General features: G+C 61.2%; 13 protein-coding genes. 10 read left to right on the top strand and 3 right to left on the bottom strand.

Going from position 1 to position 16,856, the window contains the following annotated elements; translation table 11 throughout:
- Window positions 1-122: 122 nt before the first annotated feature.
- From B5495_RS02050 to B5495_RS02025, 6 genes are all read left to right on the top strand, one after another.
- The gene (locus B5495_RS02050; RefSeq protein WP_079550900.1) at window positions 123-1,802 is read left to right on the top strand and encodes a glutamine--tRNA ligase/YqeY domain fusion protein; all 1,680 of its coding nucleotides are present in this window, start codon (window positions 123-125) and stop codon (window positions 1,800-1,802) included.
- A gap of 10 nt (window positions 1,803-1,812) precedes the next feature.
- Window positions 1,813-3,228 (top strand): cysteine--tRNA ligase, encoded by a 1,416-nt coding sequence (cysS, locus tag B5495_RS02045; protein ID WP_079550898.1) that lies wholly within the window; start codon window positions 1,813-1,815, stop codon window positions 3,226-3,228.
- 121 nt (window positions 3,229-3,349) lie between these two features.
- Window positions 3,350-4,261: a glycine betaine ABC transporter substrate-binding protein OsmF gene (gene osmF, locus B5495_RS02040; RefSeq protein WP_079550897.1), complete on the top strand. Its 912-nt coding sequence runs from the start codon at window positions 3,350-3,352 to the stop codon at window positions 4,259-4,261.
- A gap of 3 nt (window positions 4,262-4,264) precedes the next feature.
- Window positions 4,265-5,482 (top strand): ABC transporter permease, encoded by a 1,218-nt coding sequence (locus B5495_RS02035; protein WP_079550895.1) that lies wholly within the window; start codon window positions 4,265-4,267, stop codon window positions 5,480-5,482.
- Window positions 5,479-6,444: an ABC transporter ATP-binding protein gene (locus B5495_RS02030; protein WP_079550893.1), complete on the top strand. Its 966-nt coding sequence runs from the start codon at window positions 5,479-5,481 to the stop codon at window positions 6,442-6,444. The genes B5495_RS02035 and B5495_RS02030 overlap by 4 nt, the downstream gene beginning before the upstream one ends.
- A 43-nt stretch (window positions 6,445-6,487) precedes the next feature.
- The gene (locus tag B5495_RS02025; RefSeq protein WP_231897258.1) at window positions 6,488-7,195 is read left to right on the top strand and encodes an ABC transporter permease; all 708 of its coding nucleotides are present in this window, start codon (window positions 6,488-6,490) and stop codon (window positions 7,193-7,195) included.
- 98 nt (window positions 7,196-7,293) lie between these two features.
- Here B5495_RS02025 and B5495_RS02020 read toward each other — a convergent pair whose 3' ends face one another.
- A complete protein-coding gene (locus B5495_RS02020) occupies window positions 7,294-9,021 on the bottom strand; it encodes a SulP family inorganic anion transporter (protein ID WP_079554853.1) in 1,728 nt (575 codons plus the stop codon).
- A gap of 112 nt (window positions 9,022-9,133) precedes the next feature.
- Between B5495_RS02020 and B5495_RS02015 the strand changes: the two genes are divergently transcribed.
- Complete coding sequence (locus B5495_RS02015) at window positions 9,134-10,414, top strand: O-acetylhomoserine aminocarboxypropyltransferase/cysteine synthase family protein (protein ID WP_079550890.1); 1,281 nt, start codon at window positions 9,134-9,136, stop codon at window positions 10,412-10,414.
- Between the two features lie 189 nt (window positions 10,415-10,603).
- A complete protein-coding gene (locus B5495_RS02010; protein WP_079550888.1) occupies window positions 10,604-12,262 on the top strand; it encodes a methyl-accepting chemotaxis protein in 1,659 nt (552 codons plus the stop codon).
- Here B5495_RS02010 and rarD read toward each other — a convergent pair.
- The gene (gene rarD, locus B5495_RS02005; RefSeq protein WP_079550887.1) at window positions 12,248-13,144 is read right to left on the bottom strand and encodes an EamA family transporter RarD; all 897 of its coding nucleotides are present in this window, start codon (window positions 13,142-13,144) and stop codon (window positions 12,248-12,250) included. The two genes, B5495_RS02010 and rarD, sit on opposite strands and share 15 nt — an antisense overlap.
- A 290-nt stretch (window positions 13,145-13,434) precedes the next feature.
- On the opposite strand from rarD, the gene B5495_RS02000 reads away from it, so the two are divergent.
- Both B5495_RS02000 and B5495_RS01995 read left to right on the top strand, forming a co-directional pair.
- Complete coding sequence (locus B5495_RS02000; RefSeq protein ID WP_079550885.1) at window positions 13,435-14,265, top strand: amidohydrolase; 831 nt, start codon at window positions 13,435-13,437, stop codon at window positions 14,263-14,265.
- Window positions 14,266-14,330: 65 nt separating this feature from the next.
- On the top strand, window positions 14,331-15,035 hold the full coding sequence (locus B5495_RS01995) for a pseudouridine synthase (protein WP_079554852.1): 705 nt from the start codon (window positions 14,331-14,333) through the stop codon (window positions 15,033-15,035).
- Here B5495_RS01995 and ycaO read toward each other — a convergent pair.
- Window positions 15,032-16,753: a 30S ribosomal protein S12 methylthiotransferase accessory factor YcaO gene (gene ycaO / locus B5495_RS01990; RefSeq protein ID WP_079550883.1), complete on the bottom strand. Its 1,722-nt coding sequence runs from the start codon at window positions 16,751-16,753 to the stop codon at window positions 15,032-15,034. The two genes, B5495_RS01995 and ycaO, sit on opposite strands and share 4 nt — an antisense overlap.
- Window positions 16,754-16,856: the final 103 nt, after the last annotated feature.

Below are 16,856 nucleotides of genomic sequence, written 5' to 3'. Positions count from 1 at the left end.
TAAAGACTGTTTAATAAAGACGTTTGCCTTGGCGCTAAGCATGGGCGTCACGTTATAATACCGGTTTTGCCCGGCACCGCGAAGCCCGGCACGCCATCGACCATGAGGTTTTCAACGCTACCATGACCACTGAGACCACCCCGGCGCCAAACTTTATCCGTAACCAGATACGTGAAGAGATCGAGGGCGGCCAGGTCACCAGCATCGTGACGCGCTTTCCCCCGGAGCCGAACGGCTTTCTGCATATTGGTCACGCCAAGTCGATTTGCCTGAACTTCGGCCTTGCCGAGCAAACGGGTGGGCAATGCCACCTGCGCTTTGACGACACCAACCCGGCCAAGGAAGAGCAGGCCTACATTGACGCGATCAAGGAAGACGTCCACTGGCTGGGCTTCGAGTGGTCGGGCGATGTGCGCTTTGCCTCGGATTACTTTGACCAGCTCTACGCCTGGGCGCAGCACCTGATCAACGCAGGCAATGCCTACGTCGACGACCTGTCGCCGGATGAGATTCGTGAATACCGCGGCACGCTCACCGAGCCAGGCCGGCCGAGCCCGTACCGCGAGCGCAGCGTTGATGAAAACCTTGAGCTGCTGGAAGGTATGCGCCAGGGTGATTTTGCCGAAGGCGGTAAAGTCCTGCGCGCCAAGATCGACATGGCCTCGCCGAACATCAACCTGCGCGATCCGATCCTGTACCGTATCCGCCACGCCACGCACCACCAGACCGGCGACAAATGGCACATTTATCCGTCCTATGACTTTACTCACGGGCAGTCTGACGCCATCGAGGGCATTACCCACTCGGTCTGTACGCTGGAGTTCGAAGCTCATCGTCCGCTGTACGAATGGTTTTTGAATAATCTGCCGGTGCCGGCCAAGCCGCGCCAGATCGAGTTTGCTCGCCTCAACCTGAATTACACGCTGACCTCCAAGCGCAAGCTCAAACTGCTGGTTGACGACGGCATTGTGGCCGGCTGGGACGATCCGCGTATGCCGACGATTTCGGGCATGCGCCGTCGCGGCTACACGCCGGCCTCGCTGCGCAAGTTCTGCGACATGGTCGGGGTGTCGCGTTCCGACAGCGGGCTGGTGGATATCGCCATGCTGACCCATGCCATTCGTTCGGATCTGGAAGATAGCGCGCCACGCGCCATGTGCGTGCTCAAGCCGCTGAAAGTGGTGCTGACCAACGTCCCCGACGATTTTGAAGAAATCTACGAGGTGCCGGGGCATCCCGCCCGCGAAGATATGCCGGTGCGTCAGGTGCCGCTGACCCGCGAGCTGTACATCGACCACAACGACTTCATGGAAGAGCCGCCGAAGAAGTTTTTCCGTCTGGCGCCGGGCAAGGAAGTGCGCCTGCGTAACAGCTACGTGGTGCGCTGCGATGAAGTGATCAAAGACGCCGCTGGGGAAGTCGTCGAGCTGCGCTGCTCGGTGGATTTCGACACCCTGGGCAAGAACCCCGAAGGGCGCAAGGTCAAAGGCGTGCTGCACTGGGTGAGCGCCACCCACGGCATTCCCATGGAAGTGCGCCTTTACGACAACCTCTTCACGGCCGAGCAGCCCGATCGTGACAAGGATGCCGACTTCCTCGAGCACCTGAACCCCGAGTCGCTGACGATCTGTCAGGCCATTGGCGAGCCGAGCCTTGCCGGAACGGCGCCCGAATCGCGCTTCCAGTTTGAGCGTGTGGGCTATTTCTGCGCCGATCGTCACGCCTCAACGCCGGAGAAACTGGTGTTCAACCGCACCGTGGGGCTCAAGGATACCTGGGCGAAGATCAAGCAAAAGGGTTAAGGAGACGCCAGTGCAGATTTATAACACCCTGACCCGGCGCAAGGAGCCTTTGGCGCCGCGGGTGCCGGGTAATGTCAGCATGTACGTGTGCGGCATGACGGTCTACGACTACTGCCACCTGGGGCACGCGCGGGTGATGGTGGCGTTTGACGTGATCAGCCGCTACCTGCGCGCGCGCGGCTTTGATGTGACCTATGTGCGCAACATTACCGACATCGACGACAAGATCCTCAAGCGAGCCGCCGATAACGGTGAAACCATCGGCGCGCTGACCGAGCGCATGATTGCCGCGATGCACGAAGACGAAGCGCGCCTTGGCGTGCTGCCGCCTGATCAGGAACCCCGCGCTACCGGCCACATCGACGAGATTGTGGCCATGATTGAAACGCTGATTGCCAAAGGCTACGCCTACGCCGCAGACAACGGCGACGTTTATTACCGCGTGCGCGAATTTGCCGGCTACGGCAAGCTCAATAACCGCAAGTTGGACGATATGCGCTCGGGCGCGCGGGTTGACGTCGACACGCACAAGGAAGACCCGCTGGATTTCGTGCTGTGGAAAGCGGCCAAGCCCGATGAAGCCCACTGGCCGTCGCCCTGGGGCAAGGGACGCCCCGGCTGGCATATCGAATGCTCGGCGATGTCCACTTGCTGCCTGGGCAATACGTTTGATATTCACGGCGGCGGGCCGGATCTGACCTTTCCGCACCATGAAAACGAGATTGCCCAGTCGGAAGCCGCGACCGGCCAGACCTACGCCAACGCCTGGATGCACGCCGGCGCGGTACGGGTCGATCAGGAAAAAATGTCCAAGTCGCTGGGCAATTTTTTCACCATCCGCGACGTGTTAAGCGAACACGATCCGGAAGTGGTGCGCTACCTGCTGGTGGCCAGCCACTACCGCAGCCCGATCAACTACTCGGCCGACTCGCTGGTCGATGCACGCAAATCCCTGACGCGGCTCTACACGGCGCTGGAAGGTGTTATTGCTGATGGTGACGCCGCTACAGCGGACGCCGAGCCTACCGACGGTGCCTATCACGAGCGCTTTACCGCGGTGATGGATGATGATTTCAACACCCCGGAAGCGCTGTCGGTGATGTTTGATCTGGCGCGCGAGCTTAACCGCGCCAAGGCGGAAAAATCACCGCGCGTTGGCGCGCTGGCCCTTGAACTGAAAGGCCTGGGCGAGACGCTGGGGCTATTGACTCAGTCGCCGCAGGCGTTTCTACACGGCGGCAATACGTCGGCACAAGCGCTGGACGACGCCTACATTGAAGCGCAAATCGCCAAGCGTGCCGACGCCAAGGCCAATAAGGACTTCGCCCTGGCCGACAGCATCCGCGATGAACTGGCGGCCCAGGGCATCGAGCTGAAGGATTCTCGCGAAGGCACGCGCTGGGTAGTGCAATCGACATCAGCGTAAAACCGGTATGCGATGTGGCTATCGCACGCCGGCCCCTCTGGCTATAGTCTGGTGACAGCACTTTGTTGAAAGTGCTTTGATGAAAGTGCATGTCACCCCGCAGCGATAAAGGATGATAACAATGCGTTGGCTCACACCCTGGATTTATGCCGGTCTCACGGCAGCGGCTGTTTCGGCCCCGGCTTTTGCGGCCGAAAAAACGGTGGTTGTCGGCTCCAAGATCGACACGGAAGGCGCTGTGCTCGGCGAGCTGATACTGCAAACGCTGGAGCAGGAGGGCGTGCCCGTGGAGAACCGTCTGCAGCTCGGCGTGACCAGCGTCGTGCGCGGCGCGTTAACCGCGGGAGAAATCGATCTTTACCCCGAATACACCGGCAACGGGGCGTTCTTTTTCGACATGGCCGACAGCCCGGTGTGGAAGGATGCCGAAAAAGCCTGGCAGACCGTGCGTGAGAAGGACGCCGAGCGCGGGCTGGTCTGGCTATCGCCGGCAAGTGCCAACAACACTTGGGCCATGAGCGTGCGCGAAGATCTCGCGCGTCAGCACAATCTCAAGACTCTGGAAGACCTGGCCGACTATCTGGCGAATGAGGGCACGTTCAAGTTTGCCGCCAGCGCTGAATTTGTCGAATCCGAGCAGGCCCTGCCGGCCTTTCAAGAGGCCTACGGCTTCACGCTGGATGACGATCAGCTGCTGGTGCTGTCCGGCGGTAATACCGCCGCGACCATGCGCGCTGCTGCCCGCGAGACCAGTGGCGTCAACGCTGCCATGACCTATGGCACCGACGGCGGCCTGCAGGCGCTGGGGCTTGTGGTACTGGAAGATACGCTGGGCGTACAGCCGATTTACCAGCCCGCGCCAGTGGCACGCGAATGGGTGCTTGAAGCGTATCCCGAGATCGAAACCGCGCTGGAAACGGTATTCGATACGCTGGATCTGGCGACACTGCAGCGCCTCAATGCTGACGTAGCGGTTAACGGCCGGGCGGCCGACAAGGTGGCCGGCGACTACCTCAGCAATATGGACTGGTAGTCCATGCCGCTGATGGACGCGCTACCGATTCGTCGCGAACGCTGGGCGCGGTGGCGCCCTAACCGGGTGCTGCTGTGTTTGGCCGTCGCGATGCTCGCCGCCCTCTGGGGGCTGGATGTGGTCAGCGTGGCGCCCAACCGCATTGTGGAAAGCACCGGCTACCCGGTGTGGCACGCGCTGGGCTGGCCGGGCGCCGGGCTTGCCACGTTGCTGTTAACGGTGATGATCGGCCTTGCTGCGCGTCCCGAGCGCTCTGGCTATCCGGCACTGCTGGCCGCCAGCTGCCTTCTTTTGCTGTTGATGCCCTTTGGCCTGATGCTGGCGTCGCACTGGCTGATAGCGCCCGACACGGCGCAGGCACGGCTGGGTATTGGTCCGGCGTACTGGACGCTGCTCTTCATGCTCTCGTTGTGTCTGGTCGAACTACGCCTGCGCATGCGACTGGCGCGCGGCTGGATGCTGCTGATTCTTCTCGGGATTCTCGGCGTATGGTGGCTGTGTGCCGCGTTCTGGCTTGAGCGTTTGGCACTGGTGCAGGAGTTTCAGGCGCGCCATGAGGCGTTTTATCGTGCGCTGGGCGAGCACGTGGCGCTGGTGGGTATTGCCGTGACGGCAAGCGTAGTGCTGGGGATCGGCATTGCCATGCTGATCCACCGCTTCAGCGCCAGTCGAAAAGTCGCCTTTGCCGTGCTTAACTTTTTGCAAACCGTCCCCAGTCTGGCGCTTTTCGGGCTGTTGCTGGCGCCGCTGGCCTGGCTGGCCGCGCGTTTTGACTGGCTTGCCGACCTGGGCGTGAAGGGAATTGGTTGGACGCCGGCCCTGATTGCCCTGATTGCGTACAGCCTGTTGCCCATGGTGCGTAACACCTATGTGGCACTTGATGCGGTCAGCCCCGCCACGCTGGACGCCGCCAGCGGTATGGGAATGCGCCCCGCGCAGCGTTTCTGGCAGGTGCGTTTGCCGCTGGCGCTGCCCATTTTATTGGAGGGGGTTCGTATTACCACGGTACAGGCGGTGGGGCTGGCTGCCGTCGCTGCGCTGATCGGCGCGGGTGGGCTCGGCACTTTCATTTTTCAGGGGTTGGGCCAGGTCGCAATGGATATGGTGCTATTGGGCGCGCTACCGATCATCGCCATGGCGCTCATGGCAGATACCGCACTGGGGGCTTTGGCCGAAAAGCTGCGTCAGGGAGAAAATTCGAGCCAGGGAGAAACGGCATGATCGAGCTGCATAACGTCGCTAAACGCTTCGGCGATACGGTAGCCGTCGATGACATCAGCTTTACCGTACCCAAAGGCAAATTTTGTGCGCTGGTGGGCACGTCAGGCTGTGGCAAATCCACCACGCTGCGCATGATCAATCGCCTGACCGAACATAGCGACGGTGAAATCATCCTCGACGGTCAGGCGGTCGCTGCCTATAACCCCGTGCAGCTGCGCCGGCGTATTGGCTATGTGATTCAGGACACCGGCCTGTTTCCGCACTGGAACGTTGCGCGCAATATCGGCACCGTGCCGCGGCTGTTGAAATGGCCGGCGAGCAAGGTGCGCGAGCGCGTGGAAGAGCTGATGCAGTTTCTGAACCTGCCCATCGGCGAGTTTGCGCACAAGTATCCGCACCAGCTTTCCGGCGGCCAGGCGCAGCGCGTAGGCGTTGCCAGAGCGCTGGCCGCTGACCCGGACATCCTGCTGATGGACGAACCCTTCGGCGCGCTGGATCCGATTACCCGGGAAAAACTCCAGGCCATGCTGGCCAGGCTGCAGGCACGTCTGCATAAAACTGTCGTGCTGGTGACCCACGACATGGACGAAGCCCTGCGCCTGGCGGATCATCTGGTGGTCATGCGTGATGGCAAGATCGTGCAGCAGGGCAGCCCGCTGGCGCTGTTGCAAAAGCCTGCCAACGACTTTGTCGATTCCATGCTGGGCGGGCTTGAGCGGGGCCTGAAACAGGCATCGCTGACCCGGGTGCGTGACCATATGGCGCCGCTGGGGCCGACACTTCCTGCTCAGTCGCGCATTCCCGATACCTACACGCTGCGCCAGGCGCTTTCGGTGATGCTGCGCGACCATTGTGAGCGCGTTACCGTGGCAGATAAGCACGATGTACCGGTGGGCGAACTCTCGCTGCGCAGGCTGGTGAAAGAGGCCCATGCACAGCAGGAGAGCGCGAGTGAATCCTGATGCTCAGCGCCTGACCGGCGTCGCTCATCCGGCACGCTGGCTGATGCCGGGTGTCTGGCTGTTGCTGCTGGGACTGGCGGTGTGGGCCATGCCGCTGGCTGAACCAGCGCTTAAGTGGCTGGCGCCGGATGCTCGCCAGGTGATCTACCAGCGCGCGGCGTTTTCAACGCTGCTGTGGCGCCATGCACTAACGGTTGGCGTGGCGGCGGCGGTGACCGTGAGCGTGGGGATTGCCGCCGGTATCGCCGTAACGCGGCCGTGGGGGCGGGATTTTCTGCCGCTGGTGGGCCAGTGCGCCTCGCTGGGGCAAACGTTTCCGCCGGTGGCGGTGCTGGCGCTAGCGGTGCCGGCGCTGGGGTTTGGCACCTTGCCAATTATCGTCGCGCTGGTGCTTTACGGCCTGCTGCCGGTTGTACGCAATACGCTGGCGGGCCTTCAGGGCGTGGATGCGTCCGTGGTGTCCGCCGCTCGGGGAATGGGGATGACCGGCCGGCAGCGGCTTTACCGCGTTGAGCTGCCGCTGGCTGCGCCCGTGATTCTCGCCGGAGTGCGTACCTCGATTACCATCAATATTGCCACTGCCGCATTGGGTGCCACCGTGGGAGCGAGTAACCTGGGCGACCCGATTATCGCCGGTATTGTGAACGGTAATACCGCTTATATCGTGCAGGGCGCCGTGATTATTGCGCTGCTGGCGCTAAGCGTAGATAGCCTGTTTGATGCCTGGCAGCGGCAGCTAGTGCGGCGATAACGTTCAAAGCACTTTATACTTTAATTTTATACCGTTATCTCACATGTTTTCCCAACCAGTTTTTGATTTCCTGCTTTACGCCTTATAAAACCGGATCATCAAGCGCTATTGCCCGGTGATGCGGGGCGGCTGAGCGCCTGCCAGGCGGCATAGGTACTGAGAAACATTCGACCGGTGAGCTGATCGGGAAAGTCGCTGCATTTGAGTCGGTCCATCACCGGGCCTTTGACTTCGGCCAGGTGGAGGGTGACGCCGGAGTCTTTCAGCCGGGCGTTGATCGCTTCGAGACTTTCCAGCGCCGAGGCATCGATCAGATTGACCGCCGAGCACACAATCACCACGTCTTCCAGCGCTGGTCGGCTGGCGACAAGGTTATACAGCGTGTCTTCCAGATAGCGCGCGTTGGCAAAATACAGGCTTTCATCAATGCGCAATAGGGCGACCTGAGGCGCGGTTTCTACCTCGTGGCGCACCACGTTGCGAAAATGTTCGGTATCGGGAACCCGGCCGATCAACGCGCTGTGTGGACGGCTGGTGCGGTAGAGAAACAGCGCCACCGATAGGGTAATACCGCCAATAATGCCGGCCTCGATACCTTCCCCCAGTGTTAAAGCAATGGTCATGGCCAGCGCGGCAAAATCGCTGCGTGAGTAGCGCCAGGTGGCGCGCAGCGTGGGAATATCGACAAGTGTCAGGATCGAGACCGTGATAAACGCCGCCAGCGTGGCAATAGGCAGATAATACAGCCAGTCGGTCAGCGTATAGGTCACCACGCCAATACCCAGCGCGGCAAAGGCGCCGGCGGCCGGCGTTTGTGCACCGGCATGGTAATTGGCCACCGTGCGCGACAGCCCGCCGGTGACCGGCATGGCGCTGGATACGCCGGCGGCCAGGTTTGCCACTCCCAGCCCGATCAGCTCTTGATTGGGCGAGATACGCTGGCGGCGCTTGGCGGCGAGCATCTGCCCCATGGAGACCGACTCGACAAACCCCACCAGGCTGATCAACAGCGCCGGCACTAGCAGGGTGTGCCACAGCGAAGCGTCGGGCCAGGGCAGGCTCAGCGGTGGCAGGCCACTGGGAATCGTGCCGACAACGGCGACGCCCTGATCCTGCAGCTGCCACAGCCAGGTGACCAGCGTGGTGACCACCACGGCGAGTATCGGCCCCGCCCGGGCGAGCAAATCAGCCGCGCCGTGGGGCAGCCCCAGCCGCTTCAGGCTGGCGTTGCCGTAGCGGCGGACCCACACCAGAAAGGCGAGTACGCCAAGGCTCATCAGCAGAGTCGCCGGGTTAAAGTTGGGCAGGTTGACCCACAGCGTTGCAAGGCGTTCAAACAGGGTAAAACCGCCGCTTTCCACGCCCAGTAGGCCACCGAACTGGCTGGCGGCGATCAGAATGCCCGAGGCGGTCAGAAAACCGGAGATCACCGGATGACTCAAAAAGTTGCTGAAAAAGCCCATTCGCAACGCGCCCATCAGCACCAGAATGCCGCCGGAAAGCAGCGAGAGGACCAGCGCCGCTTCGATGTATTCGGCGCTGCCGGGGGCGGCAATGTTGCTTAGCGCCGCCCCGGTCATCAGCGCGACAATGGCCACGGGCCCCACGGCCAGCGTCCGGCTGGTGCCGAATACGCTATACAGCAGCTGGGGCAGAATGCTCGCATACAGGCCGACCACCGCCGGCAGCCCGGCCAGCAGCGCGTAGGCCAGCGACTGCGGAATCACCATCACGGTAACGATCAGGCCGGCCAGCAGGTCGGCGCCAAAAAGCCGTGCCTGATAGTGAGGCAGCCAGGAAAAAATGGGGAAGTAGCGTTTCAGCATGATAAAAGCGTGGCCACGGGGTGTCATAGCGCTCAGCCTAAACGATATTGGCCTAAAGGTTGAGGGTTGATTAGCATTGATCATGTCACCCCACCATTCTTTGGGAGCCACCATGAAACCCGAAACCATTGCGCTGCATCACGGCTACACGCCGGATAGTCAAAACGCCGTTGCCGTTCCCATCCACCAGACCACGTCCTACAGCTTTGACAGTGCCCAACACGCGGCAGACCTGTTTGACCTCAAGGTCGAAGGCAACATCTATTCGCGCATCATGAACCCCACCTGCGGCGTGCTGGAACAGCGCGTGGCCGCCCTTGAAGGAGGCATTGCCGGCCTGACGGTGGCGTCGGGCATGAGCGCGATCACCTGCGCGATCCAGACGATTGCCGAGACGGGCGACAACATCGTCTCGATCAGCGAGCTTTATGGCGGCACTTATAACCTGTTTGCCCATACGCTGCCGCGCCAGGGCATTGACGTACGCTTTGCCGATAAAGCGGCGTTTGATGATCTCGAAGCGCTTATCGATGGGCGCACCAAGGCGGTGTTTTGCGAAAGTGTGGGGAATCCGTCGGGCGGCATTGTCGATATCGCGCGTATTGCGGAGATTGCTCACCGTTACGGTGTTCCCCTCATCGTGGATAACACCACGGCGACGCCGTTTTTATGGCGTCCGATCGAGCACGGCGCGGATATTGTCGTGCACTCGGCGACCAAGTATATCGGCGGCCATGGCACCACGCTTGGCGGCGTGATCGTGGATTCCGGCAAGTTTCCGTGGGCCACCCATGCCAGCCGTTTTCCGCTACTCAACGAGCCCGACGCGTCCTACCACGGCATCAGCTACACCCGTGACGTGGGCGAGGCGGCCTTTATTACCCGTGCCCGGGTGGTGCCGCTGCGCAACATGGGCGCGGCGCTGTCTGCCCAGGCGGCGTGGAACCTGCTTCAGGGGCTGGAAACGCTCTCCCTGCGCATCGAGCGTATCTGCGCCAATACCCAAGCGGTTGCCCGTCATCTGGAATCTCACCCGCAGGTCAGCTGGGTGCATTACGCCGGCCTTGAAAGCCACCCTGACCACGCGCTGGCGCAGCGCTACATGAACGGGCAGGCCTCGGGCATTTTAAGCTTCGGGGTGAAAGGCGGCCAGGCCGCGGCCGAACGTTTTTACGATGCGTTAGGGCTGATCCTGCGGCTGGTCAATATCGGGGATGCCAAGAGCTGCTCGTCGATTCCCGCGGCGACCACGCACCGCCAGCTGAATGAGCAAGAGCTGAAAAACGCCGGGGTGACGCCGGATATGGTGCGTTTATCCATGGGTATCGAACATCTCGACGATATCATTGCGGATATTGATCAGGCGCTGGTGGCAAGCCAAAGTCAGTCTTGAGAAGGCGCTCGTTCTCCCAAAGTGTTAATTCCAAAGTGCTAGTTCTTTAATGCTGTTGAACGGCTACGCTTGCTGACGGGGGCGAGGCTCCCGTTATTACGCCTAACGCGGAGCCGTGTTGTACGGATGTCGTGGCCAAACGAATCCCGTACAAGCCCGCCGTTTCCATCAGCATAGAGAACAATAATCATGCGCTTCATTTCCATTCTGGCGGCATCAGGGCTGCTGGCGGTTTCCGTCGGCCTGGTAGGGGTCGGCGGCCTCTGGGTCTATCCGGGGCTTTTCTGTGCCGCCCTTGGCGGGGCAGCGCTGGTCTTCAGCGGCGTGCTGGGCGTGTACTACGGCGACCGTGACGCGCTGGACAAAGCATCATCATGGCTCTGGCCGATGCGCGATTACCGCTCTCTGCGGGGGATGGCCTACCGGTTGATGGGGCGAGCCAGCAGCACGGCAATTGCTTCGGCCGAAGTGTCACACTACGCCGATCTCATGGATCATCGTCTGGACAACCAGGAAGCCATGGCTCGAGAGGCGTCCGCCAGCATGGCGGCGATCAATACGGCGATCACCCAGGTGACGAGCAGCGCGGCGCAGGTCGCCTCACTGGCCGAACACGCGCGCAGTGAAAGCCATGAAAACCGCGCAGAATTGGATGCCATCATTCAGGAAATGACCGACGTCTCGGATCGCTCAGGCCAGGCGCTGGAAATGCTGGGTACGCTGAATGACAAGATCGAGCGGGTCAGAAGCGTCACCTCGATGATCGAAGATATTGCCGAACAAACCCATCTACTCTCGCTTAATGCTTCCATCGAGGCGGCAAGGGCAGGAGAGCACGGGCGCGGCTTTGCCGTGGTTGCAGGAGAGGTGCGCAGCCTGGCGCTGAAAACGTCCACTGCCACCCAAAGTGTGGATGAGCTGGTCAAGGATATCAGCCACAGCGGACAAAGCGTGGTGGATACCATGAGCCACCTGATGGGCCGTGTCAGTGAACGCGCCGCCGGTATTCAGCTGGTGGGTACGCGCCTGGGCAAGATGACCGATGACGTGGAGAACGTGCACCATGAAATCAAAAGTGTGGCCGAGGCCATGGAAAGCACGCAGCGACATAGCCAGACCGTAGCGGTCAGCCTGCGTCAGCTGGAAGACGATGTGGACGAGGGCAATCGCAATATGCACGACCTGGCCGAGCAGGCTCGCGCGCTGATGGAGGCCGCTGAAGGTGTCGATGCAGAACTGGCCCAGCAGCGGCTGAACGGCCGGCATCAGGCCGTCTTTGCCGAGGCACGGCAAACCGCCAATCGTATTGGCACGCTGTTGGAAAAAGCCTTAAGCCGTGGCGAGCTGAAGGAAGCGGGGCTTTTTACTGCGCGTTACGAACAGCTCTCCCACACTCGGCCGCCGCTGTATAAAACCGCCTTTGATGACTTTACCGATCGCTATCTGCCGGCGCTGCAAGAGCCCATGTTGGAAGCGCTGGGGCTAAGCTATGCCATCGCCTGTGACCGTCGCGGCTATGTGCCGACGCACAACAAGGCCGTCAGCCGCACGCCCACCGGCGATTACGAGCACGACCTGGCGTTTTGCCGCAGCAAACGCATTTTTGACGACCCTACCGGCAGCCGCTGCGGCGCCCATGAAAAACCGCTGCTGCTGCAAACCTATAAGCGTGATACCGGCGAGATCATGCACGATCTGTCCGTGCCGATATACGTTAACGGCAAACACTGGGGCGGGTTTCGTATCGGCTATCAGCCGGAGAAAGCGCCGGTAGCTACTACGCCTGAACCACAGCGCCGGTCAGGAACGGCGGCGCTACCGGACGGCGGCCAGCTAGCGCGCGTGTGATTGCTGCCAAGCTGACCAGGAATACACCCCCAGCCCGACCCAGATCAGCCCGAAGGTGCCCAGCTGTACCGTGCTTAACGGCTCGTGAAACACCAGCAGCGCGATCAGGAACTGAATGCTCGGGTTGATGTACATCAGAAATCCCAGCGTGGCCAGACGCAGCCGCCGTGCCGCGCCGGCAAACGCCAGCAGCGGCAGGGCCGTGATCACGCCGGCGGCAATCAGCAGCCCGGTTGCCTTGGGGGTGTCGGCAAAGTGCGACAGCCCCTGGGCACTTAGCCAGGCAAAGACCAGCAGCGCCAGCGGCAGCAGCAACAGCGTCTCCACGAACAGCCCCGACAAACCGTCAAGCGGCACCTGCTTGCGAAACAGCCCGTAGGTACCGAAGGAAAAAGCCAGCATCAGGCTCAGCCACGGCAGCTCGTTGAGCAGAAAAAACTGCATGCCAATTCCCACGGTAGCCAGCCCCAGCGCCACCAGCTGGGCCTTTACCATGGTTTCGCGCAGTACGATAACGCCCAGCGCCACGTTCACCAGCGGTGTCAGAAAATAGCCCAGACTGGCCTGTAAAACGTGCTGGGTTTCTACCGCGTAGATGTAAATGCCCCAGTTAAGGCCGATCAGTACAGCGCAAGCCAGCACGCGTCCCAGTCGTTTGGGGTAGCGCAAGGCTTCCGCGACCGGTGCCCAGCGCCGCATCAGGGTAATCAGCCCGGCCAGAAACAAACACGACCAGAGTATCCGGTGCAGCACAATCTCAAACGCCGGCACGCCGTCAAACAGCGCAAAGAAAAGCGGGAAGCAGCCCCAGGTGAGGTAGGCAATAAGCCCGAAGCCGACGCCTTTGGCAGCTTCGGGATCGCGGACAGAATGGCTGGACATGGTGGCCTCGCTAGGGAGAGAGTGTCGGCAGATCAAAGACGCAGAAAAAAGTGTCTGAAGAAGACGCAGGGAATAACACGCTGGGTAAAAGCACTGGGTAACGGTGCTAGGGTTTGTACGAAGAATTGTCGAGCGTAGACCAGACAAGGCAAAAAACAGCGAAAAAGCGTAGTTTACAATGTGTAAATGGGCATTTTGAGCTGGTTTTTAACACCGTATGGACAAGCGCAGGCACTTTTCGGACACAGCCTAATCTATCACATTGTCCTGATATGAGGGATGCAAACACGATGAGTCAGCTAAAAGTCAGCCTCGTACAGTGCGATCTGCGCTGGGAAGATCCCGCCGCCAATCACCGGCACTTGGAAGAAAAGCTGGGTGAACTGGGCGGGCACGATACCGACGTAATCGTGCTGCCGGAGATGTTTGCCACCGGCTTCACCATGAACTCCCGCGAGATGGCTCAGCCCATGGCCCAGAGCGAAAGCGTCGCCTGGCTTTGCCATCAGGCCGAAACCCGCGGCTGTGTGATGACCGGAAGCATTGCCGTCGAAGACAACGGCCGCCATTACAATCGCCTGGTGTGGGCCCAGCCCGACGGTGAGCTGATCCTGTACGACAAGCGCCACCTGTTTCGTATGGCCGGCGAGCACGAACGCTACGCGGCGGGCAGTGAGCGCCCGGTGATTGAGTACAAAGGCGTGCGCCTATTGCTTAGCGTCTGCTACGATCTGCGCTTTCCGGTGTGGCTGCGCCAGCAACCGGCCGCCGGCGAGCACTTCGAGTATGATGCCTTGCTGTGCGTGGCCAACTGGCCGGCTCCGCGCCGCCACGCTTGGCGTACCTTGCTTCAGGCGCGCGCGATTGAAAATTTAAGCTATGTGATCGGCGTTAACCGGGTCGGCGAAAATGCCAACGGTCTGGCCCATAGCGGCGACTCCATGCTGGTCGATTTCAAGGGCGAGCCGCTGATCGACCCGCCGGCTGACGCGGCCTTTATCCAAACCGGCACGCTCGACACCGAGGCGCTGAAGGCATTCCGGGAAAAATTTCCCGCCTGGCAGGACGCCGACCGCTACCAGCTATTGCCCGATGCCGAGCCAGACAACGCCCGACCTTGATACCTGAAGATCTTGATACCTGAAACAGTTGATGAGACCCCCTTTTTATGAGTAAACCCGCCACCATGCGCCTTGACCGTTTTTTAAGCGAAACCACACCGCTGACGCGCAGTCTGGCCAAGCGCGCGCTGAAAAGCGGTGAAGTGCTGCTGAACGGCAAGTTGGTCAAACAGAGCGCGACGCAAATCGATCCCGATGAAGACGCGGTGATGTGGGGGGACGAGACGCTGGCGCTGGTCGGCATGCGCTACATCATGCTGCACAAGCCGTTGGAGGTGGAATGCTCGGCGCGGCGCGGGCTGTATACGCGCGCGATCGACCTGCTCGACGTGCCCAAGGTGGAACGGCTGCAGCCGGTGGGGCGTCTGGATGTCGATACCACAGGACTGCTGCTGATGACCGACGACGGCCAGTGGTTGCACCGTATTACCTCGCCCAAACGCCGCTGCGATAAAGTCTACCGCGCGACGCTTGCCGACCCGCTGGAAGGGGAAGCGGCCACCTGGGCGATAGCCCGGATGGCCGAAGGTCTGTGGCTTGAGGACGATGACACGCCGACCCAACCGGCGACGCTGCGGATGCTCGGCCCGCGTGAGGCCGAGCTTGCGATTACCGAAGGCCGCTACCATCAGGTGAAGCGCATGTTCGGCGCGCTGGGCAACCGCGTGACTGCTCTGCACCGTGAGTCCATCGGCCCGCTGGCGCTGGACGACAGCCTGGCTCCCGGCGAGTGGCGGGAGCTTTCCGCAGAAGAAATCGCGCTTTTTTAACCAGCGCGCAGCTGGCCGTTCAATACCTTGGCGTAGGCTTCCAGCAGGCGTTTGTGGCCGACGGTCGGCGCGTCCGGGTTCATGGCATCAAGCCCCGGGAAGTGCGTTTCACCGCCGGCAAGCGCTCGGGCTTCGGCAAAGGCTTCACCGTGATAGAAGCTGAGCGCGCGGGCGTAGTCGTCGAGCGCTTCGCCGGCGACCCACAGCTCCAGCACGCTTGCCAGCGCGTTAAAGCGCTGGGTGTCTTCCTCTACCAGATTGCCCGAGGCGCGTACCATTTCAAGCTGCTCAAAGGCCGCGTCGTGCTCGCCGAGTGCCAGCAGTAGCCAGAGTTTCAGCTCGCCCACGCGCAGCCGCTCCCAGGCCGTGTTCGGATCACCGACAATGCCGGCCCATTCCAGCACGCTCATCTGGTCGTTGACGTTGTCGTCTTCAAGCGTGTCCAAAAGTGCCTGCCAGGCATCCGTGCCGGCTTCCGCCAGGGTAAACAACGTGTTGCGGTGGGGCAGTGCCTGGTTGTTGTTGTGCCATTTCAGTTCGTCGGGCAGATAAATATCCGAGAAGCCCGGCACCAGAATGCGGCAGGCGTAAGCGCCCAGCTGGGTGTGCTCGGCGATGTAAACCTCGTGGCCTTCGTCGTGCAGCAGCGCAATCAGGCTGTCGCGCTGTTCGGCGTTGGTGCGCGTATCGTCCCAGTCGCTGAACGCCACGTCGGGGGTTTCTCCCAGCAGTGCCCAGCTGACGTAACCGCTGGCATCGATGAAGTGCAGTTCCAGATTGTGCGGGTCGGCGACCATGTCCATGTCGGCGGTGGGTGGCGGAAAGCCGCCCAGCTCGTCGAGAGCGCGGCCCTGTACCAGTTCGGTCAGCGCCCGCTCAAGCGCCACTTCAAAGCGCGGGTGAGCGCCGAAGCTGGCGTAGGCGCCGCCGTCTTCGGGATTCAGCAGCATCACGCTCATGACCGGATAAATGCCACCGAGCGAGGCGTCCAGCGCACGCAGTTGAAAACCGCTGGCTTCCAGCGCGGCCATGCCTTCCTGAATACGCGGATAGCGTGCGAGCACGTCTGTGGGCACTTCGGGAAGCGTAATGGCATCGCGAATGATGCGCTCTTTGACCGCGCGTTCGAAGATCTCCGACAGCCCCTGCACCTGTGCTTCATCACGGGTGTTGCCCGCCGACATGCCGTTGGAGACAAACATGTTGCCGATCAGGTTGACCGGCACGTTGACGGTTTTGGCGTCGCGCTGGCGCACGTAGGGTAGCGTGCACACGCCGCGGCCGCTGTCGCCGCCGTTCATGTCGTGAAGCTCGGCCAGCGTCAGGTCGTTGCCGCTGTAACGCTGATGGAAAACGTCGTCGAGCACCTCGGCAAGCGGGGTTTCCGGGGCAAACCAGCGTTCTTCGGCCTGATGGATAAAGTCAAACGACTGCAGCGCGGGCGTGAGGTAGAAATCGGCCCACAGGTAACGCGTGGCCAGGCGTTCAAGCACTTCGCCGTAGGCGCTGGCCAGGGCGGCGTTGCGGGTCGCGCCCTTGCCGTTGGAAAACACTTGCGGGCAGTCGCGGTCGCGAATATGCACCGACCAGATATGCGGTGCCGGGTTCAGCCAGCGCGCCTCCACAATGTTAAAGCCAAGGCCTTCAATATGCCCCTTAAGCGTATCAAGCGACGTTTCAAGCGCGGCGTCTTTGCCGGGGATAAAGGTATGCGTCATGGGAGGCGTCCAGAGTCGTCAAAATTAAGGCGCGAACTGTATCATTCCGCGCTGATGGCAGCCAGATGATTGCGCGCTGGCCCGGCTTTCGTCCTACCTTGAG

The organism is Vreelandella subglaciescola (genome assembly GCF_900142895.1).
Classification (GTDB): Bacteria; Pseudomonadota; Gammaproteobacteria; order Pseudomonadales; family Halomonadaceae; genus Vreelandella; species Vreelandella subglaciescola.
Note: the sequence above shows the minus strand (reverse complement) of the source record. Positions and strands in the feature narration are given on the sequence as shown.

Bases quoted from the DNA above. Each gene is read 5' to 3' on its own strand.
- B5495_RS02025 (WP_231897258.1), top strand. From the start codon at position 6,488: ATGCCGGGTGTCTGGCTGTTGCTGCTGGGACTGGCGGTGTGGGCCATG.
- B5495_RS02030 (WP_079550893.1), top strand. From the start codon at position 5,479: ATGATCGAGCTGCATAACGTCGCTAAACGCTTCGGCGATACGGTAGCC.
- B5495_RS02050 (WP_079550900.1), top strand. From the start codon at position 123: ATGACCACTGAGACCACCCCGGCGCCAAACTTTATCCGTAACCAGATA.
- ycaO (WP_079550883.1), bottom strand. From the start codon at position 16,753: ATGACGCATACCTTTATCCCCGGCAAAGACGCCGCGCTTGAAACGTCG.
- rarD (WP_079550887.1), bottom strand. From the start codon at position 13,144: ATGTCCAGCCATTCTGTCCGCGATCCCGAAGCTGCCAAAGGCGTCGGC.
- B5495_RS02020 (WP_079554853.1), bottom strand. From the start codon at position 9,021: ATGCTGAAACGCTACTTCCCCATTTTTTCCTGGCTGCCTCACTATCAG.
- osmF (WP_079550897.1), top strand. From the start codon at position 3,350: ATGCGTTGGCTCACACCCTGGATTTATGCCGGTCTCACGGCAGCGGCT.
- B5495_RS02035 (WP_079550895.1), top strand. From the start codon at position 4,265: ATGCCGCTGATGGACGCGCTACCGATTCGTCGCGAACGCTGGGCGCGG.
- B5495_RS02015 (WP_079550890.1), top strand. From the start codon at position 9,134: ATGAAACCCGAAACCATTGCGCTGCATCACGGCTACACGCCGGATAGT.
- B5495_RS02000 (WP_079550885.1), top strand. From the start codon at position 13,435: ATGAGTCAGCTAAAAGTCAGCCTCGTACAGTGCGATCTGCGCTGGGAA.
- B5495_RS02010 (WP_079550888.1), top strand. From the start codon at position 10,604: ATGCGCTTCATTTCCATTCTGGCGGCATCAGGGCTGCTGGCGGTTTCC.
- B5495_RS01995 (WP_079554852.1), top strand. From the start codon at position 14,331: ATGCGCCTTGACCGTTTTTTAAGCGAAACCACACCGCTGACGCGCAGT.